The 23,195-nt window shown below is 68.2% G+C and carries 21 protein-coding genes and 1 pseudogene; 13 read left to right on the top strand and 9 right to left on the bottom strand.

Translation table 11 applies throughout. The annotated features are described in order from the left end of the window. The 3 genes from G3N98_RS28605 to G3N98_RS28615 all read right to left on the bottom strand — a co-directional run. On the bottom strand, positions 1-2,338 hold a 2,338-nt coding region (locus G3N98_RS28605; protein ID WP_206150013.1), incomplete at its 3' end, for a heavy metal translocating P-type ATPase. A 215-nt stretch (positions 2,339-2,553) separates the two neighbouring features. After that, positions 2,554-2,877, bottom strand: a complete 324-nt coding sequence (locus tag G3N98_RS28610; protein ID WP_060074480.1) for a toxin-antitoxin system HicB family antitoxin — start codon at positions 2,875-2,877, stop codon at positions 2,554-2,556. Continuing rightward, positions 2,874-3,152 carry a toxin HicA gene (locus G3N98_RS28615; RefSeq protein ID WP_206150015.1) on the bottom strand — a complete coding sequence of 93 codons (279 nt, stop codon included), beginning with the start codon at positions 3,150-3,152 and terminating at the stop codon, positions 2,874-2,876. The genes G3N98_RS28610 and G3N98_RS28615 overlap by 4 nt, the downstream gene beginning before the upstream one ends. A gap of 311 nt (positions 3,153-3,463) precedes the next feature. Between G3N98_RS28615 and G3N98_RS28620 the strand changes: the two genes are divergently transcribed. Together G3N98_RS28620 and G3N98_RS28625 are read left to right on the top strand one after the other, a co-directional pair. Further along, complete coding sequence (locus G3N98_RS28620) at positions 3,464-4,900, top strand: DUF1254 domain-containing protein (RefSeq protein WP_089428876.1); 1,437 nt, start codon at positions 3,464-3,466, stop codon at positions 4,898-4,900. 148 nt (positions 4,901-5,048) lie between these two features. Further along, a complete protein-coding gene (locus G3N98_RS28625; RefSeq protein ID WP_206150017.1) occupies positions 5,049-8,852 on the top strand; it encodes a DUF748 domain-containing protein in 3,804 nt (1,267 codons plus the stop codon). 56 nt (positions 8,853-8,908) lie between these two features. Here G3N98_RS28625 and G3N98_RS28630 read toward each other — a convergent pair whose 3' ends face one another. Continuing rightward, the gene (locus G3N98_RS28630) at positions 8,909-9,133 is read right to left on the bottom strand and encodes a hypothetical protein (protein WP_027790361.1); all 225 of its coding nucleotides are present in this window, start codon (positions 9,131-9,133) and stop codon (positions 8,909-8,911) included. A gap of 312 nt (positions 9,134-9,445) precedes the next feature. Here G3N98_RS28630 and G3N98_RS28635 point away from each other — a divergent pair, with 312 nt between their 5' ends. After that, positions 9,446-11,128 carry an alkaline phosphatase family protein gene (locus tag G3N98_RS28635; RefSeq protein WP_206150019.1) on the top strand — a complete coding sequence of 561 codons (1,683 nt, stop codon included), beginning with the start codon at positions 9,446-9,448 and terminating at the stop codon, positions 11,126-11,128. A 91-nt stretch (positions 11,129-11,219) separates the two neighbouring features. On the opposite strand, the gene G3N98_RS28640 is transcribed toward G3N98_RS28635, so the two are convergent. Continuing rightward, positions 11,220-12,116 carry a LysR substrate-binding domain-containing protein gene (locus tag G3N98_RS28640; protein ID WP_206150029.1) on the bottom strand — a complete coding sequence of 299 codons (897 nt, stop codon included), beginning with the start codon at positions 12,114-12,116 and terminating at the stop codon, positions 11,220-11,222. Between the two features lie 161 nt (positions 12,117-12,277). Here G3N98_RS28640 and G3N98_RS28645 point away from each other — a divergent pair, with 161 nt between their 5' ends. The 7 genes from G3N98_RS28645 (at position 12,278) to G3N98_RS28675 (ending at position 17,529) form a co-directional block, all read left to right on the top strand. Further along, positions 12,278-13,129: an ABC transporter permease subunit gene (locus G3N98_RS28645; RefSeq protein ID WP_089475835.1), complete on the top strand. Its 852-nt coding sequence runs from the start codon at positions 12,278-12,280 to the stop codon at positions 13,127-13,129. A 7-nt stretch (positions 13,130-13,136) separates the two neighbouring features. Beyond that, positions 13,137-14,180, top strand: coding sequence for an ABC transporter ATP-binding protein (locus tag G3N98_RS28650; protein WP_206150020.1), 1,044 nt, complete (start codon positions 13,137-13,139; stop codon positions 14,178-14,180). A 26-nt stretch (positions 14,181-14,206) separates the two neighbouring features. Continuing rightward, a complete protein-coding gene (locus G3N98_RS28655) occupies positions 14,207-15,295 on the top strand; it encodes an extracellular solute-binding protein (protein ID WP_206150022.1) in 1,089 nt (362 codons plus the stop codon). Positions 15,296-15,305: 10 nt separating this feature from the next. Next, entirely contained in the window at positions 15,306-16,139 is an 834-nt protein-coding gene (locus G3N98_RS28660) for an ABC transporter permease subunit (RefSeq protein ID WP_206150024.1), read from the top strand. Further along, positions 16,132-16,665: a TIGR00725 family protein gene (locus tag G3N98_RS28665; protein ID WP_206150025.1), complete on the top strand. Its 534-nt coding sequence runs from the start codon at positions 16,132-16,134 to the stop codon at positions 16,663-16,665. Before G3N98_RS28660 ends, G3N98_RS28665 begins: the two co-directional genes overlap by 8 nt. Positions 16,666-16,795: 130 nt before the next feature. Then, complete coding sequence (locus G3N98_RS28670) at positions 16,796-16,987, top strand: YqaE/Pmp3 family membrane protein (RefSeq protein ID WP_124582525.1); 192 nt, start codon at positions 16,796-16,798, stop codon at positions 16,985-16,987. A 257-nt stretch (positions 16,988-17,244) separates the two neighbouring features. Continuing rightward, entirely contained in the window at positions 17,245-17,529 is a 285-nt protein-coding gene (locus tag G3N98_RS28675; RefSeq protein ID WP_206150026.1) for a helix-turn-helix domain-containing protein, read from the top strand. Positions 17,530-17,593: 64 nt separating this feature from the next. Here G3N98_RS28675 and G3N98_RS28680 read toward each other — a convergent pair whose 3' ends face one another. Further along, the gene (locus tag G3N98_RS28680; RefSeq protein WP_241026123.1) at positions 17,594-18,499 is read right to left on the bottom strand and encodes a LysR substrate-binding domain-containing protein; all 906 of its coding nucleotides are present in this window, start codon (positions 18,497-18,499) and stop codon (positions 17,594-17,596) included. A 167-nt stretch (positions 18,500-18,666) separates the two neighbouring features. Here G3N98_RS28680 and G3N98_RS28685 point away from each other — a divergent pair, with 167 nt between their 5' ends. Next, positions 18,667-19,278 carry a hypothetical protein gene (locus G3N98_RS28685; protein ID WP_241026124.1) on the top strand — a complete coding sequence of 204 codons (612 nt, stop codon included), beginning with the start codon at positions 18,667-18,669 and terminating at the stop codon, positions 19,276-19,278. 177 nt (positions 19,279-19,455) lie between these two features. Here G3N98_RS28685 and G3N98_RS28690 read toward each other — a convergent pair whose 3' ends face one another. From G3N98_RS28690 to G3N98_RS28700, 3 genes are read right to left on the bottom strand one after another with little or no spacing between them, the layout of a single operon-like run. Beyond that, positions 19,456-19,635 (bottom strand): hypothetical protein, encoded by a 180-nt coding sequence (locus tag G3N98_RS28690; protein WP_089496049.1) that lies wholly within the window; start codon positions 19,633-19,635, stop codon positions 19,456-19,458. After that, positions 19,607-20,614 (bottom strand): cytochrome d ubiquinol oxidase subunit II, encoded by a 1,008-nt coding sequence (gene cydB, locus G3N98_RS28695; RefSeq protein ID WP_039364378.1) that lies wholly within the window; start codon positions 20,612-20,614, stop codon positions 19,607-19,609. Before cydB ends, G3N98_RS28690 begins: the two co-directional genes overlap by 29 nt. Positions 20,615-20,643: 29 nt before the next feature. Beyond that, on the bottom strand, positions 20,644-22,056 hold the full coding sequence (locus tag G3N98_RS28700) for a cytochrome ubiquinol oxidase subunit I (protein WP_206150028.1): 1,413 nt from the start codon (positions 22,054-22,056) through the stop codon (positions 20,644-20,646). 501 nt (positions 22,057-22,557) lie between these two features. Between G3N98_RS28700 and G3N98_RS28705 the strand changes: the two genes are divergently transcribed. Together G3N98_RS28705 and G3N98_RS28710 are read left to right on the top strand one after the other, a co-directional pair. Further along, positions 22,558-22,884: a hypothetical protein gene (locus G3N98_RS28705; protein WP_089475830.1), complete on the top strand. Its 327-nt coding sequence runs from the start codon at positions 22,558-22,560 to the stop codon at positions 22,882-22,884. Between the two features lie 13 nt (positions 22,885-22,897). Continuing rightward, a pseudogene (locus tag G3N98_RS28710) lies at positions 22,898-23,195 on the top strand (hypothetical protein); the annotation flags it as partial.

Here is a 23,195-nt window from a genome sequence, read left to right on the forward strand (position 1 = left end):
GCGCATCGGCGGCGACGGGCGACGACACCGCACCGCCGCGTGCGGCGATGTCGGCTTCGTGCGCGGCGACCACGGCGCGCGCGAGCGGATGGTCGCTCTGGCGCTGCACCGCCGCCGCGAGCGCGAGCGCTTCGTCATGCGGCACGTCGACCGCTTCGAACGCGGTCACGGACGGCTTGCCTTCGGTCAGCGTACCGGTCTTGTCGAACGCGATCACGGTCGTGCGCTGCGCGAGTTCGAGCGCCTGCGCATCCTTGATCAGCACGCCGTGCCGGGCCGCGACGCCCGTGCCGGCCATGATCGCGGCGGGCGTCGCGAGGCCGAGCGCGCACGGGCACGCGATGACGAGCACCGCGACCGCGTTGAGGATCGCGGTTTCGGTACCGGCGCCGGCGATCAGCCAGCCGACCAGCGTCAGCAAGGCGATGCCGAGGATCGCCGGCACGAACACCTCGCTCACGCGATCGACGAGCCGCTGGATCGGCGCCTTCTCGGCCTGCGCGGATTCGACGAGGCGGATGATGCGTGCGAGCGTCGTCTCCGCGCCGATCGCGGTGGTTTCGACGACGAGCGCGCCTTCGCCGTTGATCGAGCCGGCCGTGACGGGGTCGCCGTCGTCCTTCGGCACGGGCAGGCTTTCGCCGGTGATCAGCGATTCGTCGATGTGCGAGCGGCCCGACACGATCCGGCCGTCGACCGGCACGCGCTCGCCGGGACGGATGCTGACGCGGGTGCCGACGCGTACCTGCGCCAGCGGCACGTCGCGCTCGACGCCGTGCTCGACGACGCGCGCGCGGTCGGGACGCAGCGCGTTCAGCGCGCGGATCGCGTCGGTGGTCTGGCGCTTCGCGCGCGACTCGAGCCACTTGCCGAAGCGCACCAGCGTGACGATGACGGCCGACGCCTCGAAATACAGGTGGCCGGGATGCAGGGGGGCGCGCAGCAGCATCCACAGGCTCAGCCCGTACGCGGCCGACGTTCCGAGCGCGACGAGCAGGTCCATGTTGCCGGTGCGCGCCTTCACCGCATGCCAGGCCGCGCGATAGAAGCGCGCGCCGTAGCCGAACTGGACGATCGACGCGAGCATGAGCTGGAGCCAGCCGGGCAGCATCAGGTCGATGCCGAACGGCGCGACGAGCATCGGTGCGACAAGGGGCGCGCTCAGCACGGCAGACCAGATCACGAGATCGCGTTCGCGAATCGCTTCGAGGTGCTTGCGGGTGTCCGGGTCTTGCGCGGGGCTGGCCGGTTGCGCGTCAGCCCCGGCGGTGGCACCGGCCGATGATGCGGCGGAGAGCGACGCGCGGTAGCCGGCTGTGGTGACGGCTGCGATCAGCGTGGCGGCGTCGAGCGCGCCGGCGCCGTGCACCGACGCACGCTCGGTTGCGAGATTGACGGAAGCGCGCGCGACGCCCGGCACGGCGGCCAGCGCTTTTTCGACGCGTCCGGCGCAGGATGCGCAGGTCATTCCGCCGATGTCGAGTTCGAGATCGGCGGAGGCGGTGGAGGCTGCCGGCGGGATCGCGGCGCCGGCCACCGGCGTCGCGCCATAGCCGGCTTGTTTCACGGCTTCGGCGAGTTGTACGGCGGTCACATCGGGCGTGGCGTCGACGGTAGCCCGTTCGGTCGCGAGATTGACCGACGCGCGCGTGACGCCCGGCACCTTCGCCAGCGCCTTTTCGACACGCGATACGCAGGACGCGCACGTCATCCCGTCGATCTCGAGTTCGACGCTGGCGGGCGCGGCAGGCGACGAAGGTGCGAACGCGGCGACGCCGGCCTCCGTTACCGTCGGCGTCGCGCCGTAGCCGGCCTGCTTCACGGTGTCCACCAGCTGCGCGGCGGAAACGTTCGCCGCGGCATCGACGGTGGCCCGCTCGGTCGCGAGGTTGACCGACGCGCGCGTGACGCCCGGCACCTTCGCCAGCGCTTTTTCGACGCGCGACACGCACGATGCGCAGGTCATCCCGTCGATATCGAGTTCGATGGTGGTGCTGTCGGCCGGAAGCGGGTGGCGGGGCGTGGAAGCGGCTGCGGCCATCGGCGCGGGCGATGCTTCGACAGGATGGGCATGCGGCGCCGCGGCGTCTTCGAGCAGCGGGTCGCGCACGGCGGCGCGATAGCCGGCTGCGTCGACCGCCTCGACGAGTTGCGCGGCTTCGACCGTATCGTGCGCAGTCACCGTCGCCGTGTGCGTGTCGAGGTCAACTACCGCCTCGACGACGCCCGGCACCGCGGCCAGCGCCTGTTGCACGCGGCCCGTACAGCCGCCGCAATGCATGCCGTCAATGCTCAGCTCGGTCGTATGCAGCGCTGCGGAGGCAAGTGATTCAGTCATGTCGGATTCCCTGAATGCGCGGCTCATGCCGCCAATGATCCCAGTATCAACATTCCCATAATGGTAAGGTCAAGGGGAACGTGATGCATGCGATGCAAGGGGGGCGGATCGGCTCAAGGCCATCCCTGTTCACAGGGTGCCACGGCTCTGAAAAAGCGAACGCCCGGCTTCTGCGAGGAAAGCCGGGCGTCACGTGCTTGCACGCGATCGCGTGGTTACGCGCAGAGCTTGGCGCTGGCGAGACGGTTCAGGCTGACGCCTTGTTCGGCGGCCTGGATCACCAGCGCGCGGTGAGCCTGCGGCGGAATGCGGACCTTGAATTCACCGCTATAGGTTCGGTCGGCGATCGGTTCGGGCACCTTTTCGCCGTTCGCGGTCATGTCGCGCACGACATCGGCGACGAGCCGGCGGATGCCGGCGAGGGCGCCTTCCGGCGTCGCGTCGAGCCACGAAAGAGACGGGAACTCCGCGCACAGGCCGACGTGCTCCCCGTCCTCCGGGGACCACGTTACGCGGTACGTAAAGTGGTCTTGAGTCATGAATTCTGTTCCTTCAGTCGGTCGATCGCGTCGAGAACCTGCCGCACCTGATAGGCCTTGGCTTTCCCGCGATCATTCTGGATATTCACTCGAGGATCGCCTTGCCACGGTGTCTTGAAAATGGCATGGCTTGAACCGGATTGGCGGGCCTGGCCGAAGTGTGTCTCGCAGACCTTGAACAGATCGCTGAATCGCACATTCGCGGGCTCGCGCCTCATTTGCTCGAGGATCTTCCAATCGCTTGCCATGCCAAATGGTGTCAATAATGACACCATTTGTCAATCCAGATGGCAACTCGATCACCGCTAAGACCGATCCGAAGTCGGCCGACATCGGATCGATGCCGCCCCAATTTTCCTGAAGATCCGGCGAAACATTTGGGACCGGTCAGCCCGCGGATACGCGCCACCCGCTAATCGGCATATTGGGGGATGCCCTGAGGCGCTATGATACCGGCCTGACATCAGCGCCCACCGTTATGAACCGTAGCGAGACGGTTGTCCGGGCAGGCTGGGGTGCCTTGCTTTCGCCATTCGCAAGTCGAACAAGGCGTTGACTGAAAAGAACGATATTCGGCCAGTAATCGATGATTGAAAACCAGCAGGAATCAGTTTCTCTGCGGCGCGCGTGCGCGTCGCTCGCCATCATGGCGTTGCTAGCGGGGTGCGCGTCGCAACCGGACGCCATCCAGCGGAAAACCGGCTGGATGCGCGCGGAAGTCGCCGACTCCTATGTCTACGCGTATCCGCTCGTGCTGATGGACGTCGCGAAGGAAGCGGCGACGGGCGGCGACGGCGCGCAACCGGGGCAGGCGCCGCTCAACACGCTGCGCCATGCGCAGGCGCTGCCGCCCGTCGGCGCGGTCAATCCGCCGCTGCCGGGCGTCGACACGCTCGACTCGACCGGCTGGCTCGACGTCGCGACCGAACCCGTGATCGTCACGTTGCCCGACACGCGCGGCCGCTACTGGGATGCGCGGGCACTCGACATGTGGACGAACGTGCTGTGGTCGTCGTCGAGCGTGGCCGCACGCGGGGCACGCGGCGGCGCGCGATCGCAAACGATTGCCTTCGCCGCGAAGGACTGGCAGGGCACGCTGCCGAAGGGCGCGGTCCGGATCGACGTGCCGTCGGCCAATGCGTGGCTCGAAGTCCGGCTGCAGACGAGCGGCGGGCGCGACCTGACGAACGTGAAGAAACTGCAGCGCGCGATCCGCGTGGTGCCGCTGTCCGTCTACACGGGCGCGGCGCGCGGCGCGTCGGTCGCGGTGCATGCGGGCAGCGCGCCGTCCGAAGCGGTGGGCGGCGGCACGCCGGCCGAGCAGGTGGCCGCACTCGATCCGAAGGCGTTCTTCACGCGCTTCGCGCAGGCGCTGCAGGACAACCCGGCGCCGGCCGACGATGCGCACGCACAGGAACTGCTCGGTGACATCGGCGTGTCGGCCGGCTACCCGGTGCTGTGGACGGGCGACCGCCTCGCGGCCGCGACGGCCGGCGTCGCCGAGGCGCGCGCGCGGCTCTCGACCCCGCCGTCGAACCTGCTGAACGCGAACGGCTGGAGCTGGATCGGCGATACGGCCGGCAAGTACGGCCAGGACTACACGCTGCGCGCGTACGCGGCCTACACGCAGTTCGGCACCGCGACGCGCGACGACGAAACGCTCGCGGTCGTCCGCGTCGACAGCGACGGCCATCCGCTGAACGGCGCGAACCGCTACGTGCTGCATTTCGCGCCGGGCGCGCTGCCGCCGGTGCGCGCGTTCTGGACGCTCACACCCTATTCGACCAACGGCGCGCTGCCCGACGTCGGGTCGGCACGTCGCTCGCTCGGCGATCGCGACCGGTTGCGCCGCAACCACGACGGCTCGATCGACATCGTCGTGTCGGCGTCGCCGGGCGGCACGCATGCGGCCAACTGGCTGCCGGCGCCGCGCGCCGATTTCGCACTCGCATTGCGCCTGTACGCGCCGAAGCCGCAGGCGAGCGACGGGTCGTGGATGCCGCCCGTCATCGTCCGGAAATGAACGGATGACCGGCGGCGCTGTCCGACCGGCGGGCGCGACGGCGCCCGAACCCCGTACCGTCCCCTCCTGAGCCTATACTTTCGGGATAGCGTGCGCGGCCGCCCGGTTCTCCGGCGCGGCCCGGCATTCCATCCCGAGGCATTCAAGCATGGCAAGCGCAGACAAAGAAACCGTACCCTCGACCCTCCATGCCCTCGGTGGCGTTACACGCTCGCGCCGGGCCCGGCGCATCGGCATCGGCCTGCTGATCTTCATCGTTTTATTCGGACTGCTCGGGTTCTTCGCGGCGCCGCCGCTGATCCGCCATATCGCCGAACAGCAGTTGAGCAAGCAGCTCGACCGGCCCGCCACGATCCAGCGCATCGCGCTGAACCCCTACACGCTGAACCTCGAAGCCGACGGCATCCATCTCGGCGACAAAGGCGGCCAGGGCGACTTCGTCGACATCGCGAAGCTCGTCGTGCGGCCGTCGTGGTCGTCGCTGTTTCGCGGCGCGCCGATCGTCAATGAAGTGCGCCTCGACTCGCCGCGCTTTCATATCGTCCGCTACGACGCGCAGCGCTTCAACTTCACCGACCTGATCGAGAAGTTCTCGGCGCCGTCGCCGAAACCCGAAAGCAAGCCGACGCAGTTCTCGGTGTCGAACATCCAGGTCAACAACGGTCGGATCGATTTCGACGACCGCCTGCTGAACGAAAAGCACGTCGTCGACAACTGGACGCTCGGCATCCCGTACATCGCGACGCTGGCGTCGAAGACCGACATCTTCGTCGAGCCGAAGCTGCGCGCGCGCTTCGACGGCAGCCCGATCGCGATCGACGGCAAGACCAAGCCGTTCGCGCAGTCGCGCGAATCGGAGATCGCGCTGAAATTCGACGGCCTCGACGTGCCGAAGCTGATCTCGTACGTGCCGGCGAAGCTGCCGGTGGCGGTGACGAGCGGCCTGCTGAGCAGCGACCTCGCGGTCAATTTCGTGATGAGCGGCGAGACGCCCGCGCTGCGCGTGTCGGGCACCGTCGACCTGAAGGATGCGAAGGTGACGGACCATGCGTCCGCGCCGCTGTTCGCCGCGCGCGGCGTGCACGTCGCGGCGGCCAGCCTCGAACCGCTGCGCAACGCGATGCATTTCGACGAGATCCGGATCGACCAGCCGGTGGTCGACCTGGCGCGCGACAAGCAGGGCGTGCTGAACGTCGAGAAGCTCGCCGCGCAGCCGGCGGCCGCATCGAAGGCCGCCGAAGGCAAGCCGGCGGCGTCGGGCGCAACCGGGGCTTCCGCCGCGGTCGCAGCCACCGCCAGCGGCGCGAAGGTCGAAGCTGCAACGAAGGAGGCGCCGCCGCTCGACCTGACGATCCGCCATTTCGCGATCGACGGCGGCACGGTCAACGTCGACGACCGCGTGCCGGCGACGCCGACCGCGCTGTCGCTCACGAAGCTCGCCGCGACGCTCGACGGCTTCACGATGCAGGGCAAGACGCCCGCGAAATACACGCTGTCGACGTCGCTGTCGCGCGGCGGCGACGTGACGGCCGCAGGCTCGTTCAATCTCGCGGAGAAGCAGGTCGAGAGCAAGCTGACGGTCGCCGCGCTCGCGCTGCCGGCGCTGCAGCCGTACCTCGGCGAGGCGACGCGGGCGCGCGTGCTCGACGGCACGCTCGGCGCGACCGTCAACGCGAAGGCCGACTGGGGCAAGACGCCGCTCGCCGCGCAGGTTGCCGACAGCACGGTCAGCCTGAAGTCGCTGAAGATCGCGACGCCCGATGCGAAGGCGCCCGCGATCGTGCTGCCCGACGCGAGCGCGAAGATCGCGAAGGTCGACGTGGCCACGCGCATCGCGGAGATCGCCAGCGTCGACGTCAGCGGGCTCGCGCTCGACGTGCAGCGCCTGAAGGACGGCAAGATCGACCTCGCGGCGCTGGCCGAACCCGCTCAGGCCGCGGTGCCGAAGCGCACGGTCGCGCGCAAGGCCGAGGCCGCCGCGCCGTCGTGGCATTACCGGATCGACGCGCTGAACGTGAAGGATTCGTCCGCGAACTTCACCGACCTGTCGACGCCGCGCCCGGTGAAGCTGGCGATCAAGCCGCTGGACCTGGCGGTGCAGAAGATCAGCGACGACCTGACCAAGCCGCTGCCCGTGCAGCTGAAGGCGACGCTGAACCGCAAGGGTTCGCTGAACGTGACGGGCGACGTGACCGCGCAGCCGCTGAAGCTCGGCCTGAAGATCAACGGCAACCGTCTCGACGCGGCCGCGTTCGAGCCGTATTTCGGCAGCGCGCTGAACGCGACGATCGCCAGTGCGCTGCTCAACGCGCAAGGCAACCTGACGTTCGCGCAGGTGAAGGGCGCGCCGCGCGCGACCTATCGCGGCGATGTCGCGCTGGTCGACGTGCGGATGCTCGACAAGGCGACCTCCGACCCGTTCGCGGGCTGGCGCTCGCTCGCGCTGACGAACCTGAAGGCGAACTACGACGAGAAGGGCACCGACGTCGATGCCGCGCGCGTGACGTTCTCGAACTTCTACGGCCGCGTGCTGCTCGACGCGCAGGGGCGTTTGAACCTGAAGGACGTGGTCGCGAAGGAAACGGGCCCCGCGCAGTCGCTCACGCGTGACGCGAGCAAGGGCGAGCCGGTGCCGCTGTCGCCGGGCATGACGCCGCCGGCCGCCGCCCAGGCGGCTTCGGCCGCGGCCGCGCAGCAGGCGTCCGTGCCGGCCGCCGCCTCGGCGACGGTGGTCGTGAAGGCCGCGCCGCCGCCGCAGAACCCGGTGCGCATGCATTTCGGCGAATTGCTGCTGCAGAACGGCCGCGTGACGTACACCGACAACTTCATCAAGCCGAACTACACGGCGAACCTCGTCGCGATCAAGGGCACGGTCGGCGCGTTCGGCACGGATTCGACGACGTCCGCGCCGGTCGACGTGGCCGCGAATCTCGCAGGCAACGGGCCGATCTCGATCAAGGGTTCGGTGAATCCGCTGATCGAGAAGCCGGCGCTCGACCTCACCGCGACCGCGCACGACATCGAGCTGACCAACCTGACGCCGTACTCGGCGAAGTACGCGGGCTACCCGATCACGAAGGGCAAGCTCAACGTCGACCTGCATTACGAGCTCGCGAACGACCAGCTGAAGGCGAACAACCACATCTTCATCGACCAGCTCACGTTCGGCGACCATGTGGAGAACGACACGGCGACCCGGCTGCCGGTGAAGCTCGCGATCTCGCTGCTGAAGAACACGCGCGGCCAGATCGACGTGAACCTGCCGGTGTCGGGCTCGCTGTCGAATCCGGAGTTCAGCGTCGGTGGGCTGATCTGGCGCGCGGTGCTGAACCTGATCGCGAAGGCCGTCACGTCGCCGTTCTCGCTGCTCGCGCATGCGTTCGGCGGCGGCGGCGAGGATCTCGGCTACGTCGAATTCGCGCCGGGCTCGTATCAGCTCGACGACGCGCAGCAGAAGAAGCTCGACACCGTCGTGAAGATGCTGACCGAGAAGCCGTCGATCCGCCTCGACCTGATCGGCCGCGTCGATCCGGCGAAGGACACGTCGGGGCTCGGCGACGCGTACGTCGATCGGCTCGTGCGCCAGCAGAAGCTGAAGGACGTGGTCGGGCAGGGCGAGAGCATCGACCCGATGTCGGTGAAGGTCGAGCCGGCCGAGTACAGCAAGTACCTGACGCGCGCGTACAAGGCCGCCGACTTCAAGAAGCCGCGCAACGTGATCGGCCTGCAGAAGACGCTGCCCGACGCCGACATGAAGAAGGCGCTCGCCGACCACGCACCGGCCGACGACAACGCGCTGCGTGCGCTCGCGCAGCAGCGCGCGCAGGCCGTGCGTCAATACCTCGACGGGAAGATCGATTCGAGCCGCGTGTTCGTCGTCGCGCCGAAGCTCGATGCGAAGGGCATCGAGGACAAGGGCGCGACCACCCGCGTCGACTTCGGCCTGCAGTAAGCGAGCCATCCGCCGCCGCGTCCGTTCATCCGTTCGGGCGCGGCGGCGCGTTTTTTTCAGCGCGCGGCGATCGCCGGTTCCTCGCGCTTGCCCAACTCCTTCTTGGCAGCCAGCGGCAGGCGCGCGTCGTCCCACTGCGCCAGCCATTCGACTTCCTTCGCGGTGAACACCTGTCCGTAGTTGCGCAACGCGTACTGCAACGCGTCGACGACGTGGTGGCGAATGATTTCGGGGGTGCGTGCATCGTCCAGCACGAACCGGAGGGCTTCCAGGGTCGACATACTCGTGCTCCGGGTCAGGGAAAACCCTTTATCACACACCAATAGTCGCGCGCCAAGCCGGAAAAAAAATCGTGCGGCCGATGACGCTGCCGGCGGTTTGACCGATGCACCGGTGTAGTGCCGGCAGGTGAGCGCGCCCCGTCGCAATGTGCGGCAGGCCACCTTGCTTTGCGACCGATTCATGTCACTTGCGATTGGTTACGTTTGATAGAAAACAGAAAGCCCCGCTTCATGCGAGCGACCCACGACGCGCCCATATTCTTGCGCGCCTGATGGCAAGTCACGCAGTTCAACGTCAATCGAAGAGGTGGGGTGATCATGTCTTTCCTTGGTAAGCAGCGGAAGGTGGTGGCGATGGTGGCGGGCGCGCTGGTGCTCGCCGGTGCGGGTGCGCACGCGGCGCAGCAGGACGGCGACAGTCAGGGCGAGGATCGCGGCCACGCGAGCCGCGTCGTGAAGCACGTGCTGCTGATCAGCGTCGACGGCCTGCACGAGCAGGATCTCGCGCGCTGCATCGGCGCGAACACGTGCCCGAACATCGCGGTGCTCGCGAAGAGCGGCGTGACGTACACGAATGCCTATACGCCGGGCCTGTCGGATTCGTTCCCGGGCCTCGCCGCGCTCGTGACGGGCGGCTCGCCGAAGACGGCCGGCCTGTTCTACGACGTGTCGTACGACCGCAACCTGTACGCGCCGGGCGACACGAGCTGCTCGGGCAAGCAGGGCTGGAACGTCGTGTTCGACGAGACGACCGGCATCGATGCCCAGAACGGCGGCGCGCTCGTCCACCTCGACGGCGGCGGCGCGTTCAACCCGCAGGCGATCCCGAACGCGAAGGTCAACGGCAAGTGCGTGCCGGTCTATCCGCACAACTACGTGAAGACCAACACCGTGTTCGAGGCCGTGAAGGCCGGCATCCCGAACGCGACCACCGCATGGGCCGACAAGCACGCGTGGGGCTACGACTGGCTGAACGGGCCGTCGGGCACCGGCGTCGACGATCTGATGCGCACCGAGATCAACTCGATCGACCCGGTGACGAAGACGGACTACACCGACGTCTATTCGCATACCGCGCAGTTCGACAACCTGCACGTGCAGGCGCTGATCAACCAGATCAACGGCCGTGACTCGACGGGCACGAAGAGCGCGCCGGTGCCGACGCTGTTCGGCGGCAACTTCCAGACGCTCAGCGTCGCGCAGAAGGCGCCGGTCGCGAAGGGCGGCGGCTATCTCGATGCGAACTTCACGCCGAACGGCCAGGTCGCGAACGCGATCACGTACGTCGACAACTCGATCGGCCATATCGTCGCGGCGCTGAAGCAGGCGAACCTGTATGCGTCGACGGCCGTGATCGTCACGGCGAAGCATGGCCAGTCGCCGACCGATCGCACGAAGCTCGTGAAGAACGGCGACACGCTGACGAAGCTGCTCGAAGCGAACAACTACGTCGACCCGAACGGCAACTTCGGCCAGAACAACACGAAGACGGGCAACCTGAACGACGGCTCCGGCCTGGTCGACACGGGCTTCGTGCAGACCGACGACGTCGGCCTGATCTGGCTGCGCGACCGCAGCCAGCGCACGGCCGTGGTGCAGACGCTGAAGGCGAACCTCAGCTGCAACGCGCCGGGGATCTGCGCGGACGGCCCGCAGGCGTACGTGCTGTACGGCGCGGCGCTTGCCGAGCGCTTCGGCGATCCGGCCAACGGCCGCACGCCGGACATCATCGTCCAGCCGAATCCGGGCGTGATCTACACGTCGAGCACGAAGAAGGACGAGGAGCACGGCGGCAACGCGCCGGACGACAGCCACCTCGGCCTGCTCGTGTCGTACCCGGGCTTGCATCGCGCACGCACGGTGACCGACACGGTCGGCACGAAACAGGTCGCGCCGACGATCCTCGGGCTGCTCGGCGCGAACCCGCGCCTGCTGCATGCGGTGGTGGCCGAGAATACCGGCGTGCTGCCGGGGCTCGGTATCGATCGGCACTGACGACGGCTGCCGGACCCCGCTGCCCGGCGGTGTCCGGTACGGCGGGACGCGCGGTCGAGCGCGTCCCGCCGCATGACGCATGCGGGCCGGCTTACGCCGGCGCGCATTCGTCCAGCATCCATGCCCTGAAGTGCCGCAACGCTTCGCTCGTCTCGAGGCGCTCCGGCGCGTAGCACAGGTAGTGCCCCTGCGCGTCGACCTCCACGGGCGCATCGAACGGCTCGACGAGCGTGCCGGCCGCGAGATTGTCCGCGATCAGGAAACGCGGCACGAGCGCGAGCCCGAGTCCCGCCTGCGCGGCCTGGATCAGCACCGAATACTGTTCGAAGCGCGGCCCGGCGAGCGCGTTCATCTGCGTGGCGCGATGGCGTTCCGCCCACGCGGACCACGCGATTTCCGCCTGCTCGTGCACGAGGCGCGGCGCCGTGACGGCGTCGGCGGGCGTGCGCAACGCGTGCCGCTCGCCGAATTCGCGCGTACAGACCGGCACGAAGGTTCGCCCATCCAGATAATCGCTTCGCACCCCTTCCCATGCCCCGTCGCCGTAGCGGATCGCCGCGTCGAGCCCGAACGGAAAGATGTCGCCGTGCGCGAGATGGCGGCGAAAGCTCAGCGTGACGCCCGGCGCGACAGCCAGGAAACGCGAGAGCCGCGGCACGAGCCACTTGGTCGTAAACGTCGGCACGCTGGCGATCGTCAGCAGGTCGCCGTTTTCGCGCGCGCTCAGCAGTTCGATCGACGCGTTGCCGATCTCGCGCAGCGGGCCGGCGACGCGTGCGTGGTACACCTGCCCGGCACGCGTGAGCACGAGGCTGCGCCCCTCGCGCACGAACAGCTTCACACCGAACAGCGCCTCGAGATTCGCGATCTGCCGGCTGACCGCGCTGGGCGTCAGGCCCAGTTCGCGGGCCGCGTAGGAGAAGTTCAGATACTTCGCAGAACAGGTGAATGCGTGCAGTTCCGAGACGTTCGGATACAGGTGCTTCATCGCGACTATTCCTTCGGCGCACAGATCGATGCGGGCTTTGTACGTTTTTTTCATGACGATGCCATGTCGGATCCGCACACTGCGGCCATCCAGAAAACGCGTGGCAGCCCCGCCCGGCGGGCGTTGCGCGGTGTCTTCGTCTCTTGTCCGCGAGTGTTTTCATGCCTGCGTCTACCGCCCCGGCCCTGGCCGATGGTGTTCCGATTTCGCGTAACAGGCCGGTACGCCCGAGTGCCGGACGCTTCCTGCTGCACGCGCTCGTCGCGGTGTTCGGGCTCTACCTGTTGCTGCCGATCGCGCTGCTGCTGATCGGCTCGGTCGGCCAGTCGTGGACCAACACGCTGCTGCCGACCGGCTTCACCTGGCACTGGTTCGCCGATCTCGCCGGAAATCGCAGCTTCACCCGCGCATTCGGCGTGAGCCTGACGGTGGCGCTGGCGTGTTGCGCGCTGAACGCCGCGGTCGGCCTGCCGCTCGCGTATGCGCTGCATCACCGTGCGCAGGCCGGGCGCGGCATGGCGACCCGCGTCGTGATGCTGATGCCGGTGGCCGTGCCCGCGCTGACGCTCGGCTTCGGCTATATCGCGATCTTCAGCGGCGACACGCTGCCCTGGCTCGGCACGCTGCCGCTGATGATCGGGGCCCACGCGGTGCTGACGCTGCCGTACCTGTTGCAGACGCTGCTCAGCGATCTGCGCCACCTCGGGCTCGCGCGCCTCGAGGCCTGCGCGGCGACGCTCGGCGCGACGCCGCTGCGCCAGTTCGTCACGATCGTGCTGCCGAACCTGCGACACAGCCTGTTCTCGGGGCTCGTGATGGTGGCCGCGCTGTCGATCGGCGAATTCCAGATCTCGAACCTGATCGCCGGCTTTCGCTACCGCAACTATCCGATCGTGCTGCTGCAGGCGTTCTACGGCGCATCGGGGATGGCATGCGCGGCGACCGTCGTGCTGCTCGTCCTCGCCGTGCTCGCGACGCTCGTATCGGTCGGCACCGTGCAACGTATGAAGTGAGTCCGTCATGAGTCTCGAGTTCGAACACGTCAGTTTCCAGTACCCCGGCGCGCGACACGGCGTCGACGACGTCACGCTGTCCGCCGCGCAAGGCGAGCTGCTCGCGGTGATGGGGCGCAGCGGGTCCGGCAAGTCCACGCTGCTGCGGCTCGCGGCCGGCCTGCTCGACGGCGGCAGCGGCCGCATCGCGATCGGCGGCGCCGACATGGCCGGCGTGCCGGTGTGGCGGCGCGAGGTCGGCATGGTGTTCCAGCACTACGCGCTGTTCCCGAACCTGTCGGTGGCGGACAACGTCGCGTACGGGCTGAAAATGCGCGGCGTCGCGGCCGATGTTCGGCGGCGTCGCGCGCGCGACATGCTCGAGCGGGTCGGCCTGGCGGCGCATGCGGAGCGCGGCATCGCAATGCTGTCCGGCGGGCAGCAGCAGCGCGTCGCGCTGGCGCGTGCGCTCGTGATCGAGCCGAAGCTGCTGCTGCTCGACGAGCCGCTGGCCGCGCTCGACGCCGGCATCCGCCATCAGCTGCGCGACGAGATTCGCGCGCTGCAGCGCGCGTGCGGCGCGACGACGCTGCTCGTCACACACGACCAGGACGAGGCGCTGAGCATGGCCGACCGCGTCGCGATCGTCGACGGCGGGCGCGTGCTGCAGGTGGGCACGCCACGCGACCTGTACGAGCGGCCCGCGTCCGCGCAGGTCGCGCGCTTCGTCGGCCATTCGACGCTGCTGCGCGGCCGCGTGACCGCGCCCGATACGGTCGACGTGCGGTTCGCGACGCTGCGCGTCGAGACCGGCGGGCACCGGTCGGGCGCCGAGGTCGAGGTGCTGGTGCGGCCCGAGCACGTGGAGGCCGATCCGCCGGCGCACGGCGTGAACTGCATCGACGGCGCGCCGGGCGACGTGCGCTACTTCGGCGCGACGCAACGCTACGACTTCATTCCCGCCGGCTCGGCCGACCCGCTGCTGTGCGAAGGCCGCGTGCCGGCCACCCGGCGGATCGCGATCGACCCGCGCCATCTGCTCGTGCTGCCGGCCGCGCCGGCAGCGCAATGACCCCTTTCATTCAACGGAGATCCCCGATGCCTGCAGGCCACCCTCTTGTGAAGACCCTACGCGCCGGCGTGCTGGCGCTCTGCGCGTTCGCGGCGCTGGCTGCCGCGCCGGCGCACGCCGCGCCGCTGTATCCGGGCGAGGACGCGCTGTATGCGAAGGCCGCCGACGAAGGGCTCGTCGTGTCGTTCGACACGGGCCCCGAATGGGCCAACTGGAAGGCGCTGTTCGCCGAGTTCCGCAAGCGCTATCCGAAGGTCGAGATCACCTACAACGACATCGGCTCGGCCGCGACCGTGGTGTCGCTCGACAAGTCGCGCCGGCGTCCGCAGGCCGATACCGCGTACTACTTCGCCGCGTCGGCGCTCGACGCCGAAAGCAAGGATGTCGTCGCGCCGTTCAAGCCGGTCAATTTCGACAAGCTGCCGGACGTGTTTCGCTCGGCGGACGGCCGCTGGTTCGCGGTGCACTCGCTGAACATCGCGTTCCTCGTCAACCGCAAGCTCGTGAAGAACGTGCCGCAGCGCTGGTCCGACCTGCTGAAGCCGGAGTATCGCAACGCGGTCGTCTATCTCGACCCGCGTTCGACCGGGCAGGGGCAGGTCGCGGTGTTCGCGGCAGCCTATGCGAACGGCGGCAGCGTCGAGAACCCGAAGCCCGGCACGGAATTCCTCGGCAAGCTGAAGCGCGCGGGCAACGTGCTGCGCGTCGAAGGCACGACGCCTTATGCGAAGTTCGTGAAGGGCGAGATTCCGATCCTGATCGGCTACGAGAACGACGGCCTGAAGGCGAAGTACGTCGACGGCATGGGCGACGCGGCCGACGTCGTGATTCCGCAGGACGGCAGCGTATCGGCGCCGTATGCGATGAGCCTCGTGAAGAACGGCCCGAACCCGTCCGCCGCGCAGCTGTGGCTCAACCTGGTGATGAGCGACGTCGGGCAGGCGCTGTTCGCGCAGGGCTTCGTGCGGCCGGCCGTACCCGGCACGCCGGTCGCGCCGGATGTCGCGGCGAGGCTGCCGAAGGCGCCGCAGGTGCGTCCGCTCGACGTGGCGAAGGCGGCCGCACGCAAGGCCGAGATCGACCAGCTCTGGTCGCAGGCGACGCTCGGCCAGTAAGGGGCACACGATGCAGACCTCCCTGGCGGACCGCGGCGCGCTGCGCCGCTTCGGCGCGGTGCCGGCGGCGGTATTGCTGGCGGTGTGCTTCGCGCTGCCGCTCGCCGCGCTCGTCGGCTCGGCCTTCACGGACGGCGGCCGCGCGTTCGGCGCGGTGCTGCGCGATCCGCTCGTCGCCGATGCGATCGCACATTCGCTCGCGCTGGCGGTGGGCGCCGGCACGCTGTCGGTCGGCGTCGGCGTGCCGGTCGCATTCGCGCTGGCGGGGCAGTCGCCCGCCCGCCGCCACTGGACGCTCGCGCTGCTCGGCGTGCCGCTCGCGTTCTCCGGGCTGGTGATCGCGTACGGCTTCATCCTCGCGTTCGGCCGTGCCGGCTTCGTCACCACGCTCGCGGCGTCGCTGGGCGCGGACGCGACCGTGCTCGGCGGCGCGATCTACACGATGCCGGGGCTGGCGGTCGCGTATGCGTATTACCTGATCCCGCGGGTCGCGCTGATGATCTATCCGGCGCTCGCGAATCTCGACCGGCGGCCGCTCGAGGCGGCACTGACGCTCGGCGCGCGGCCGTGGCGTGCGTGGCTCGACGTCGCGTGGCGCGAACTGTGGCCGTCGGTCGCGTCCGCGTGGTGCCTCGTCACGGCGATCGCGCTCGGCACCTACGGCACGGCGCTCGCGCTGGCCGGCACGCAGATCAACATCCTGCCGCTGCTGATGTATCTGAAGCTGTCGGACGGGCAAACCGATTTCTCGCAGGCGGCGGTGCTGTCGATCGTGCTGACGGCGATCTGCACCTGCGTTCTTGCATTGGGGGAAGGCCTTGTACGGCAACGACGTCATGGATGAGTGGTCGGAAGCGGCGTGCGACGCGCTGGCGCGACTCGCGCAGCGGCAGCGCGGCGCGCGGCGGCACCGCATGCCGGTCGGCGTGATCGGTCCGCGCGAGGCGACCGACGAGCAGATGCGGGTCGCGCAGCGGATCGCGCATGCGCTCGCGGCGACGGGCGTCGCCATCGTCGGCGGCGGCAAGCAGGGCGTGATGGAGGCGGCCGCGCGCGGCGTGCATGCGGCCGGCGGGTGCGCGATCGGGCTGCTGCCGGAAGACGATGCGACGCTCGCGAATCCCTACCTGAGCGTCGCGCTGCCGACCGGGCTCGGCATCACGCGCAACGCACTGGTCGCGCGGGCGTCGCTGTGCCTGATCGCGGTTGGCGGCGGGCTCGGCACGCTGTCCGAGATCGCGCTCGGGTTGCAGTGGGGCAAGCCGGTGTTCGCGATTTGCGACGCGCCGCGCGTGGCGGGCGCCGAATGCTTCGACGAGGCGGATCCGCTCGTGGCGCGGGTCGCGCGGTGGCTGGCCGACGCGGCGTAGGTCGTATGGCGCGCGTGCCGATCGCCGGCTGCGTCGGCGGGGCGAATGCCGGTTCGAACTTGAAATGAGGCGCGCGGCCCGTCATATTGTCTGCGCCTGAACTTTCAACGACGCCCCCGGAGGATTCCCGATGCGCCTTTTGCTTGCCCTGCTGCTGCCGTGGTTCCAGTTCTTCACGATCGGCCGCCCGATCGCCGGGATCATCTGCCTGATCCTGCAAATCACGATCATCGGCTGGCTGCCGGCCGCGATCTGGTCGGTGTATGCGCTGAGCCAGTACAAGACCGATCGGAAGATCGAGGCGGCGCTGCGCGAGCGGTGATAGGTCGTTGAACGGGAATCCGAGCGCTTTCAGCACTGCCTGAAGTAACGGCAAGGATTCATGTTTCGGCAGAAATCTACATAAGTTGTGATTGCTATTCGTTGCAATTTGTATAGATTTCCACCGAAATGACGGTATTTCCAATAATTGAAGACGTCTGATTTCAAGCTGGAGCACGATGTCCATGCCTTTCTGAAGCCGGGGCTCGAGCGGCTGGCGCGTGAGCTGGATGCGTTGCGCTAGCCACGGGTGACGCAATGGACAAACGCTATAACGCGCTGCCGCTTCCCGAACAGCTTTCGCTCCGACGACAAGCGATCGAAGACGTGCTCGCGCATCCCGAGTGGTCGTTGCGCGAATCGGTACGTCATCTGAAGAAGGCGATGCGGCTGACCAGCGCGGAAATGGCCAAGCTCGCCGGTGTGTCGACGAAGACGATTCAGGATATCGAACAAGGTCGCAGCGACGGGACGGTGCAGACGATGAACCGCATCTTCGGCATGCTGGGATTGAAGCTCGGTGTGGTGCGACAGGACGCCTAGCCGGATGTGACGGTGTAGCCGCCTTGGGCTGCTTCATCGGTTCCTGCCTTCTACCCCTCGCCGGCTATCCCGGCGGCGCCCCCTCCAGCGCCTCCGCCCGCGCGAACAGCCAGTCGACGAACGTGCGCAGCGACGGATCGTCGTCGTCGCGATACAGGCAATGAAACGGCGGCGCTTCCAGATGGACTTCCGGAAACAGCGCGACGAGCCGCCCTTGCTCGATGTCGTCGCGCACCACTGCACGCGGCGCGAGGCACACGCCGAGCCCGCTTGCCGCAGCCTTGATCATCAGGAAGAACTCGCGATAGAACGGCCCGCGCAGCGTCTCAGTGACGACCGAGCCCGCCTGATGGAACCAGTATTGCCACGCCTGCGGCAAACCCGCGTAATGCAGCAGCGGCGCGTTGCGCAGGTCGGCCGGCGTGCGCGCCTGGTCGAGCACCGGGTGGCCCGGCGCGCACACCGGCACCGCGACGGTCGCGAGCAGCGGCCGCGACACGAACCCCTTGCGGCGCAACTCCGGCGTATAGCGACGAACCACGATGTCGCAGGTTTCGTCGAACTGGTCGCGCTCGTTGTCGGGCGTCGTGACGAGTTGCACGTCGATGTCCGGATGGTCGGCCTGGAACGCAGCCAGTTGCGTGAGCAACCATCCGTGCGCGAACGAGACGGACGTGTTGATCCGCACCGGATGGCCGCCGCCGGGTTCGAACATCTGCCCCGTCGCCTGAGCGAGCCGGCCGAGGCAGCTCGCGACGTCGACGAGGTAATGCCGCGCGCGGGGCGTGAGCCGCAACGAGCGTCCGTCACGCTCGAACAGCTTCTGCCCGAAGAACGATTCGAGCACGCGGATCTGCTGCGCGACCGCGCTCTGGGTCACGTTCAGCTCGTCGGCGGCGAGGGTGAGGCTCTGCAGGCGGCCGGCAGCTTCGAAGCTGCGCAGCGCGTTCAGGGGCGGCAATCGGCGCATCGTGAGATCGCGAAGAAAAGCTACACAGTGGGTCAAAAAATGTCGTTTGTGGCGGTCGGGGCGCGTCCCTATGATGGCGCCGACAGGAGAACACCGCGATGACGATCATAGCGCCACCCGATTGCCGATCAACCGTAATTCGCCGCCGACTTCGCGCCCGGCGCGCGATGCGCCGCGAGGCAGCGGTGCCGACGATGCATGGCCGCGGCGCGCTGGCGCTCGCCTGTGCCGGACTGTTCGCGGTCCTGGCCGGGTGTGCAGCGAAGCCGGAAAACGAACGCCAGATCGGCAGCGGCGGATCGCTGGTGCGCTACAGCTCCAGCCAGACCGAAGTCGACCTGTCCGAAAGCGAGCAGCAGACGCTGCGCATGATGACCGATCGCCGCTACGCCGGTGCGACGCAGGGGCGCGCACTCGACGCGGTGGCCGGCGTGCTGCGCGCGCAGGGTTATGCGCCGGTAACGGTCGATCGCGATTCGGGGCTGATCGAGGGCGGGCGCAGCGATACGCTGATTCCGAAGTGGCGGCAACTGCTGCGCGGCGCGCTGAAGGCGCGCATCGGCGGCTTGCCCGCGAAGCCGGATCACGAGCGGATTGCCGCCGTCGTCACGGTTCGCGTGACGGCGACACACGACGCGATCGTGCGCGCGCGATTCGACCGCACGGTATGGGACAGCAACGGCGACTCGCGGATGAAGACCATCGTCGAGCCCGATTTCTACCAGACCTTCTTCAGCGCGATGGACAAGGCGATGTGCACGACGTCGTGCGAGCGGTGATCGGCACGCAGGTGCCGGCGCCGGGAGCGCAAGGGGGAACGGGAGCGGAGTGCGCGCCGCCGCCGACCTGAGAATGGCCACGGATGCCGGCGCGGCGCCCGGTGCATCCAGCCGAAGCGCGAGCCGTCGGCGAGAAAACGGCTGCCGGATCGTCGCCCGACCCGGCAGCCGCTTCGTCTACTTCACCGCAAACAGCGTCAGGTTCATGAAGATCTTGAACGCATAGCCGAGCGTGACGGCGCCGAGCACGCCGCCCGCCCACAGGACGACGAACCACATCCAGCCGCGCATGCGCGGCTTTGGTGCATCGGGCTGGCGATCGGCGGAATCAGTGGTGGTAGTAATGCTGGTCTTCATGGCGCACCTTGCCTCGGAATACCCAGTAACCCATCGTCGTGTAGGCGATGATGATCGGGAGGATAACCGCTGCGCCGACCAGCGTGAAGGTCTGGCTCGAACGCGGCGCCGCGGCTTCCCAGATCGTCATCGTCTGGGGAATCGCATACGGGAACAGCGTGACGAGCAGGCCGACGTAGCCGAGCAGCACGAGCGCCAGCGCGAGCACGAACGGGGTCATGTCGTGCCGGGCGCGCACCGCGCGGCGCATCCACACCGCGCAGCCGGCGACCAGGAACGGCACCGGCAGCAGGCGCCAGAACAGCCCCGAGTCGAACCAGCGCTGCGCGATGGCCGGATCCTGCAGCGGCGTCCACAGGCTGACGACCGCGATGAAGCCGAGCAGCACGACCGTCAGCGGCCACACGACGCGATGCAGGCGCCGCTGCAGGTCGCCTTCCGTCTTCGCGACGAGCCAGCAGCAGCCGAGCAGCGCATAGGTCACGATCAGGCCGAGGCCGGTCAGCAGGCTGAACGGCGTGAGCCAGTCGAACGCATCGCCCGCGAATACGCCATCCTTCACGTTGATGCCTTGCAGGAACGCGCCGAGCGCGATCCCCTGGAAGAACGTCGCGCCGGCCGAGCCGCCGATGAACGCGAGATCCCACAGCTGCTTCGTGCGCCGCGCCTTCGCGCGGATCTCGAACGACACGCCACGGAAGATCAGGCACACCAGCATGAAGATCAGCGGCAGGTACAGCGCCGACAGCACGGTCGAATAGACGACCGGAAACACCGCGAACAGCCCGGCACCGCCGAGCACGAGCCACGTCTCGTTGCCGTCCCACACGGGTGCGACCGTGTTCATCATCAGGTCGCGTTCCTTCTCGTCCGGGAAGAACGGGAAGACGATGCCGATGCCGAGGTCGAAGCCGTCGAGCACGACGTACATGAAGAGCCCCAATGCGATGATCGCGGCCCAGATTACGGTGACGTCCATAGGTTTTCTCGTATGCGGAAAGAGTGGGCTCAGACGGTCTCGAGCGGCTCGTCGACGGCCGACATCGGGCGGCGCGCGGTGTGGTCGGGGCGCGTGTCGGGCGTGTCGTCGTGCTTCACGTCGGGCAGCGCGGGGCCGGCCTTCATCAGCTTCAGCATGTAGTACACGCCGGTGCCGAACACGAGGAAGTACACGATCACGAACGTCATCATCGACAGGCTGACCTGCTGCACCGACAGCGGCGATACCGCATGCGCGGTGCGCATCACGCCATACACGACCCACGGCTGGCGGCCCGCTTCGGTCGTCACCCAGCCCGCGAGCAGCGACACGAAGCCGGTCGGGCCCATCACGAGCGCGAAGCGCTGGAACCACTTCGATTCATACAGGCGGCCGCGGCGGCGCAGGAACCACGCGAGCGCGGCGAGGCCGATCATCGCGAAGCCGAGGCCGACCATGATCCGGAAGCTCCAGAACACGACCGTCGAATTCGGGCGGTCTTCCGGCGCGAATTCCTTCAGGCCACGGATCTCGCCGTCCCAGCTGTGCGTGAGGATCAGGCTGCCGAGGTGCGGCACCTTCACCGCGTAGCGGGTCGTTTCCGCCTGCATGTCAGGGATGCCGAACAGGTTGAGCGCGGTACCGCCCTTTTCCGTTTCCCACAGCCCTTCGATCGCGGCGATCTTCGCCGGCTGGTGCTTCAGCGTGTTGATGCCGTGCTGGTCGCCGATCACGGCCTGCAGCGGCGCGAGTACCAGCAGCAGCCACAGCGCCATCGAGAACATCTTCTTCACGCCCTTGTCGCGGCGGCCCTTCAGCAGGTGCCACGCGCCGGTCGCGGCCACCACCAGCGCGGCGACGATGAACGCGGCGATCGCCATGTGGAACAGGCGGTACGGGAACGACGGGTTGAAGATGATCGCGAACCAGTCGGTCGGCACGACGCGGCCGTCGACGATCTCGAAGCCCTGCGGCGTCTGCATCCAGCTGTTCGACGCGAGGATCCAGAACGTCGAGATCAGCGTGCCGATCGCGACCATCAGCGTCGCGCCGAAGTGCGCGCGCGGGCTCACGCGATTCCAGCCGAACAGCATGATGCCGAGGAAGCCGGCCTCGAGGAAGAACGCGGTCATGACCTCGTACATCAGCAGCGGCCCGGTGACGGCGCCGGCGAAGCTCGAGAAGCCCGACCAGTTCGTGCCGAACTGGTAGCTCATCACGACGCCGGAGACGACGCCCATCCCGAACGCGACCGCGAAGATCTTCGACCAGAACAGGCAGAGGGTTTTGTAGTACTGCTTGCCGGTTTTCAGCCAGCGATATTCGAGCACGGCGATGAAGCTGGCGAGGCCGATGCTCAGCGCCGGAAAGACGATGTGAAAGGAGACGGTGAACGCGAATTGCAGGCGGGCCAGATCGAGGGCCGAAAGAGCGGTGTCCATACCAGTTGACCGAGGCTGACGATACCCGCCGGCGGGTGCCGGCGGACCCCGGCGGACGGGCGTCGGGGTTGGCTGGAGTATGGGCCGCGATGTTGCGCCGCGAAAATGCGCCAACTCGTCGCAGATGTCCAGCCCGTCGCGCGCATTTCCGGGGTAAATCATTGATTCGTATCAAGAAGGCTGCTTGCGGCGCGCGCGGCCGCGGCGTGGCGGTCTGACGCACGTGCGGCAATATGGCGCGTCGCGTCATCGGAACGGTTCGAGGCGGATGTAAATGCCGCGTGACGCCGCGCATCACGGCGCCCGCGCGGCCGAACCGTTTCAGTGCGTTATCGCGTAACGCAAGCGGTCGTGCCGGCGGGCCGCGGCCGATGGGGTCTGTCACATGGGTAACGCCGCGCAACATGGGCGCGCCGGCCCGTAATGGATGACGGATCGCGCGCGGCGTAGCGTTCGGGATGTCGGGTTCGCATCGACGAACCGCCAGCCGGAGAACGTGACGTGAATGGATTGAAGCTCGCACTGGGCGCGGTGGCCGCAGTGGCGATCGCGACGGGCGGCGTCGCGCATGCCGCCCGGGTCGGGGTCTATATCGGCCCGGGCTACCCGTATTACTACCCCGTCGTCCCTGCGCCTTACTACTATCCGCCGCCCGTCGTCGCCGTGCCCGTCGATCCGGGGCCGCCGCCCGAGTACGTCGAGAAGGGGCAGCCGCAGGACCAAGGCGACGCGAACCTCTGGTACTACTGCGACGCGTCGAAGCATTACTACCCGTATGTGAAGACCTGCAAGTCGGGCTGGCGATCGGTGCCGGCGCGGCCGCAGTGACGGAGGCGCGACGATGAAATCCGTATTTCGACCGCTGCGCGTGCCGGCCGCGCTGGCGCTGGCCGGCCTGCTCGGCGCGTGCGCATACATGCCGACCGGGCCGAGCGTGATGGCGCTGCCGGGCACCGGCAAGTCGTTCGACCAGTTCCGCGTCGACGATGCGAACTGCCGTCAATACGCGTTCCAGCAATCGGGCGGCGTGAGCGCGGGTCAGGCGTCGACCGCGAGCGCGGTCGGCAGCGCGGCCGTGGGCACCGCACTGGGTGCGGCGGCCGGCGCGGCGTTCAACGGCGGCACGGGTGCGGCCGTCG

Source organism: Burkholderia sp. Tr-20390, from assembly GCF_017104595.1.
In the GTDB taxonomy this organism is placed as follows: Bacteria; Pseudomonadota; Gammaproteobacteria; order Burkholderiales; family Burkholderiaceae; genus Burkholderia.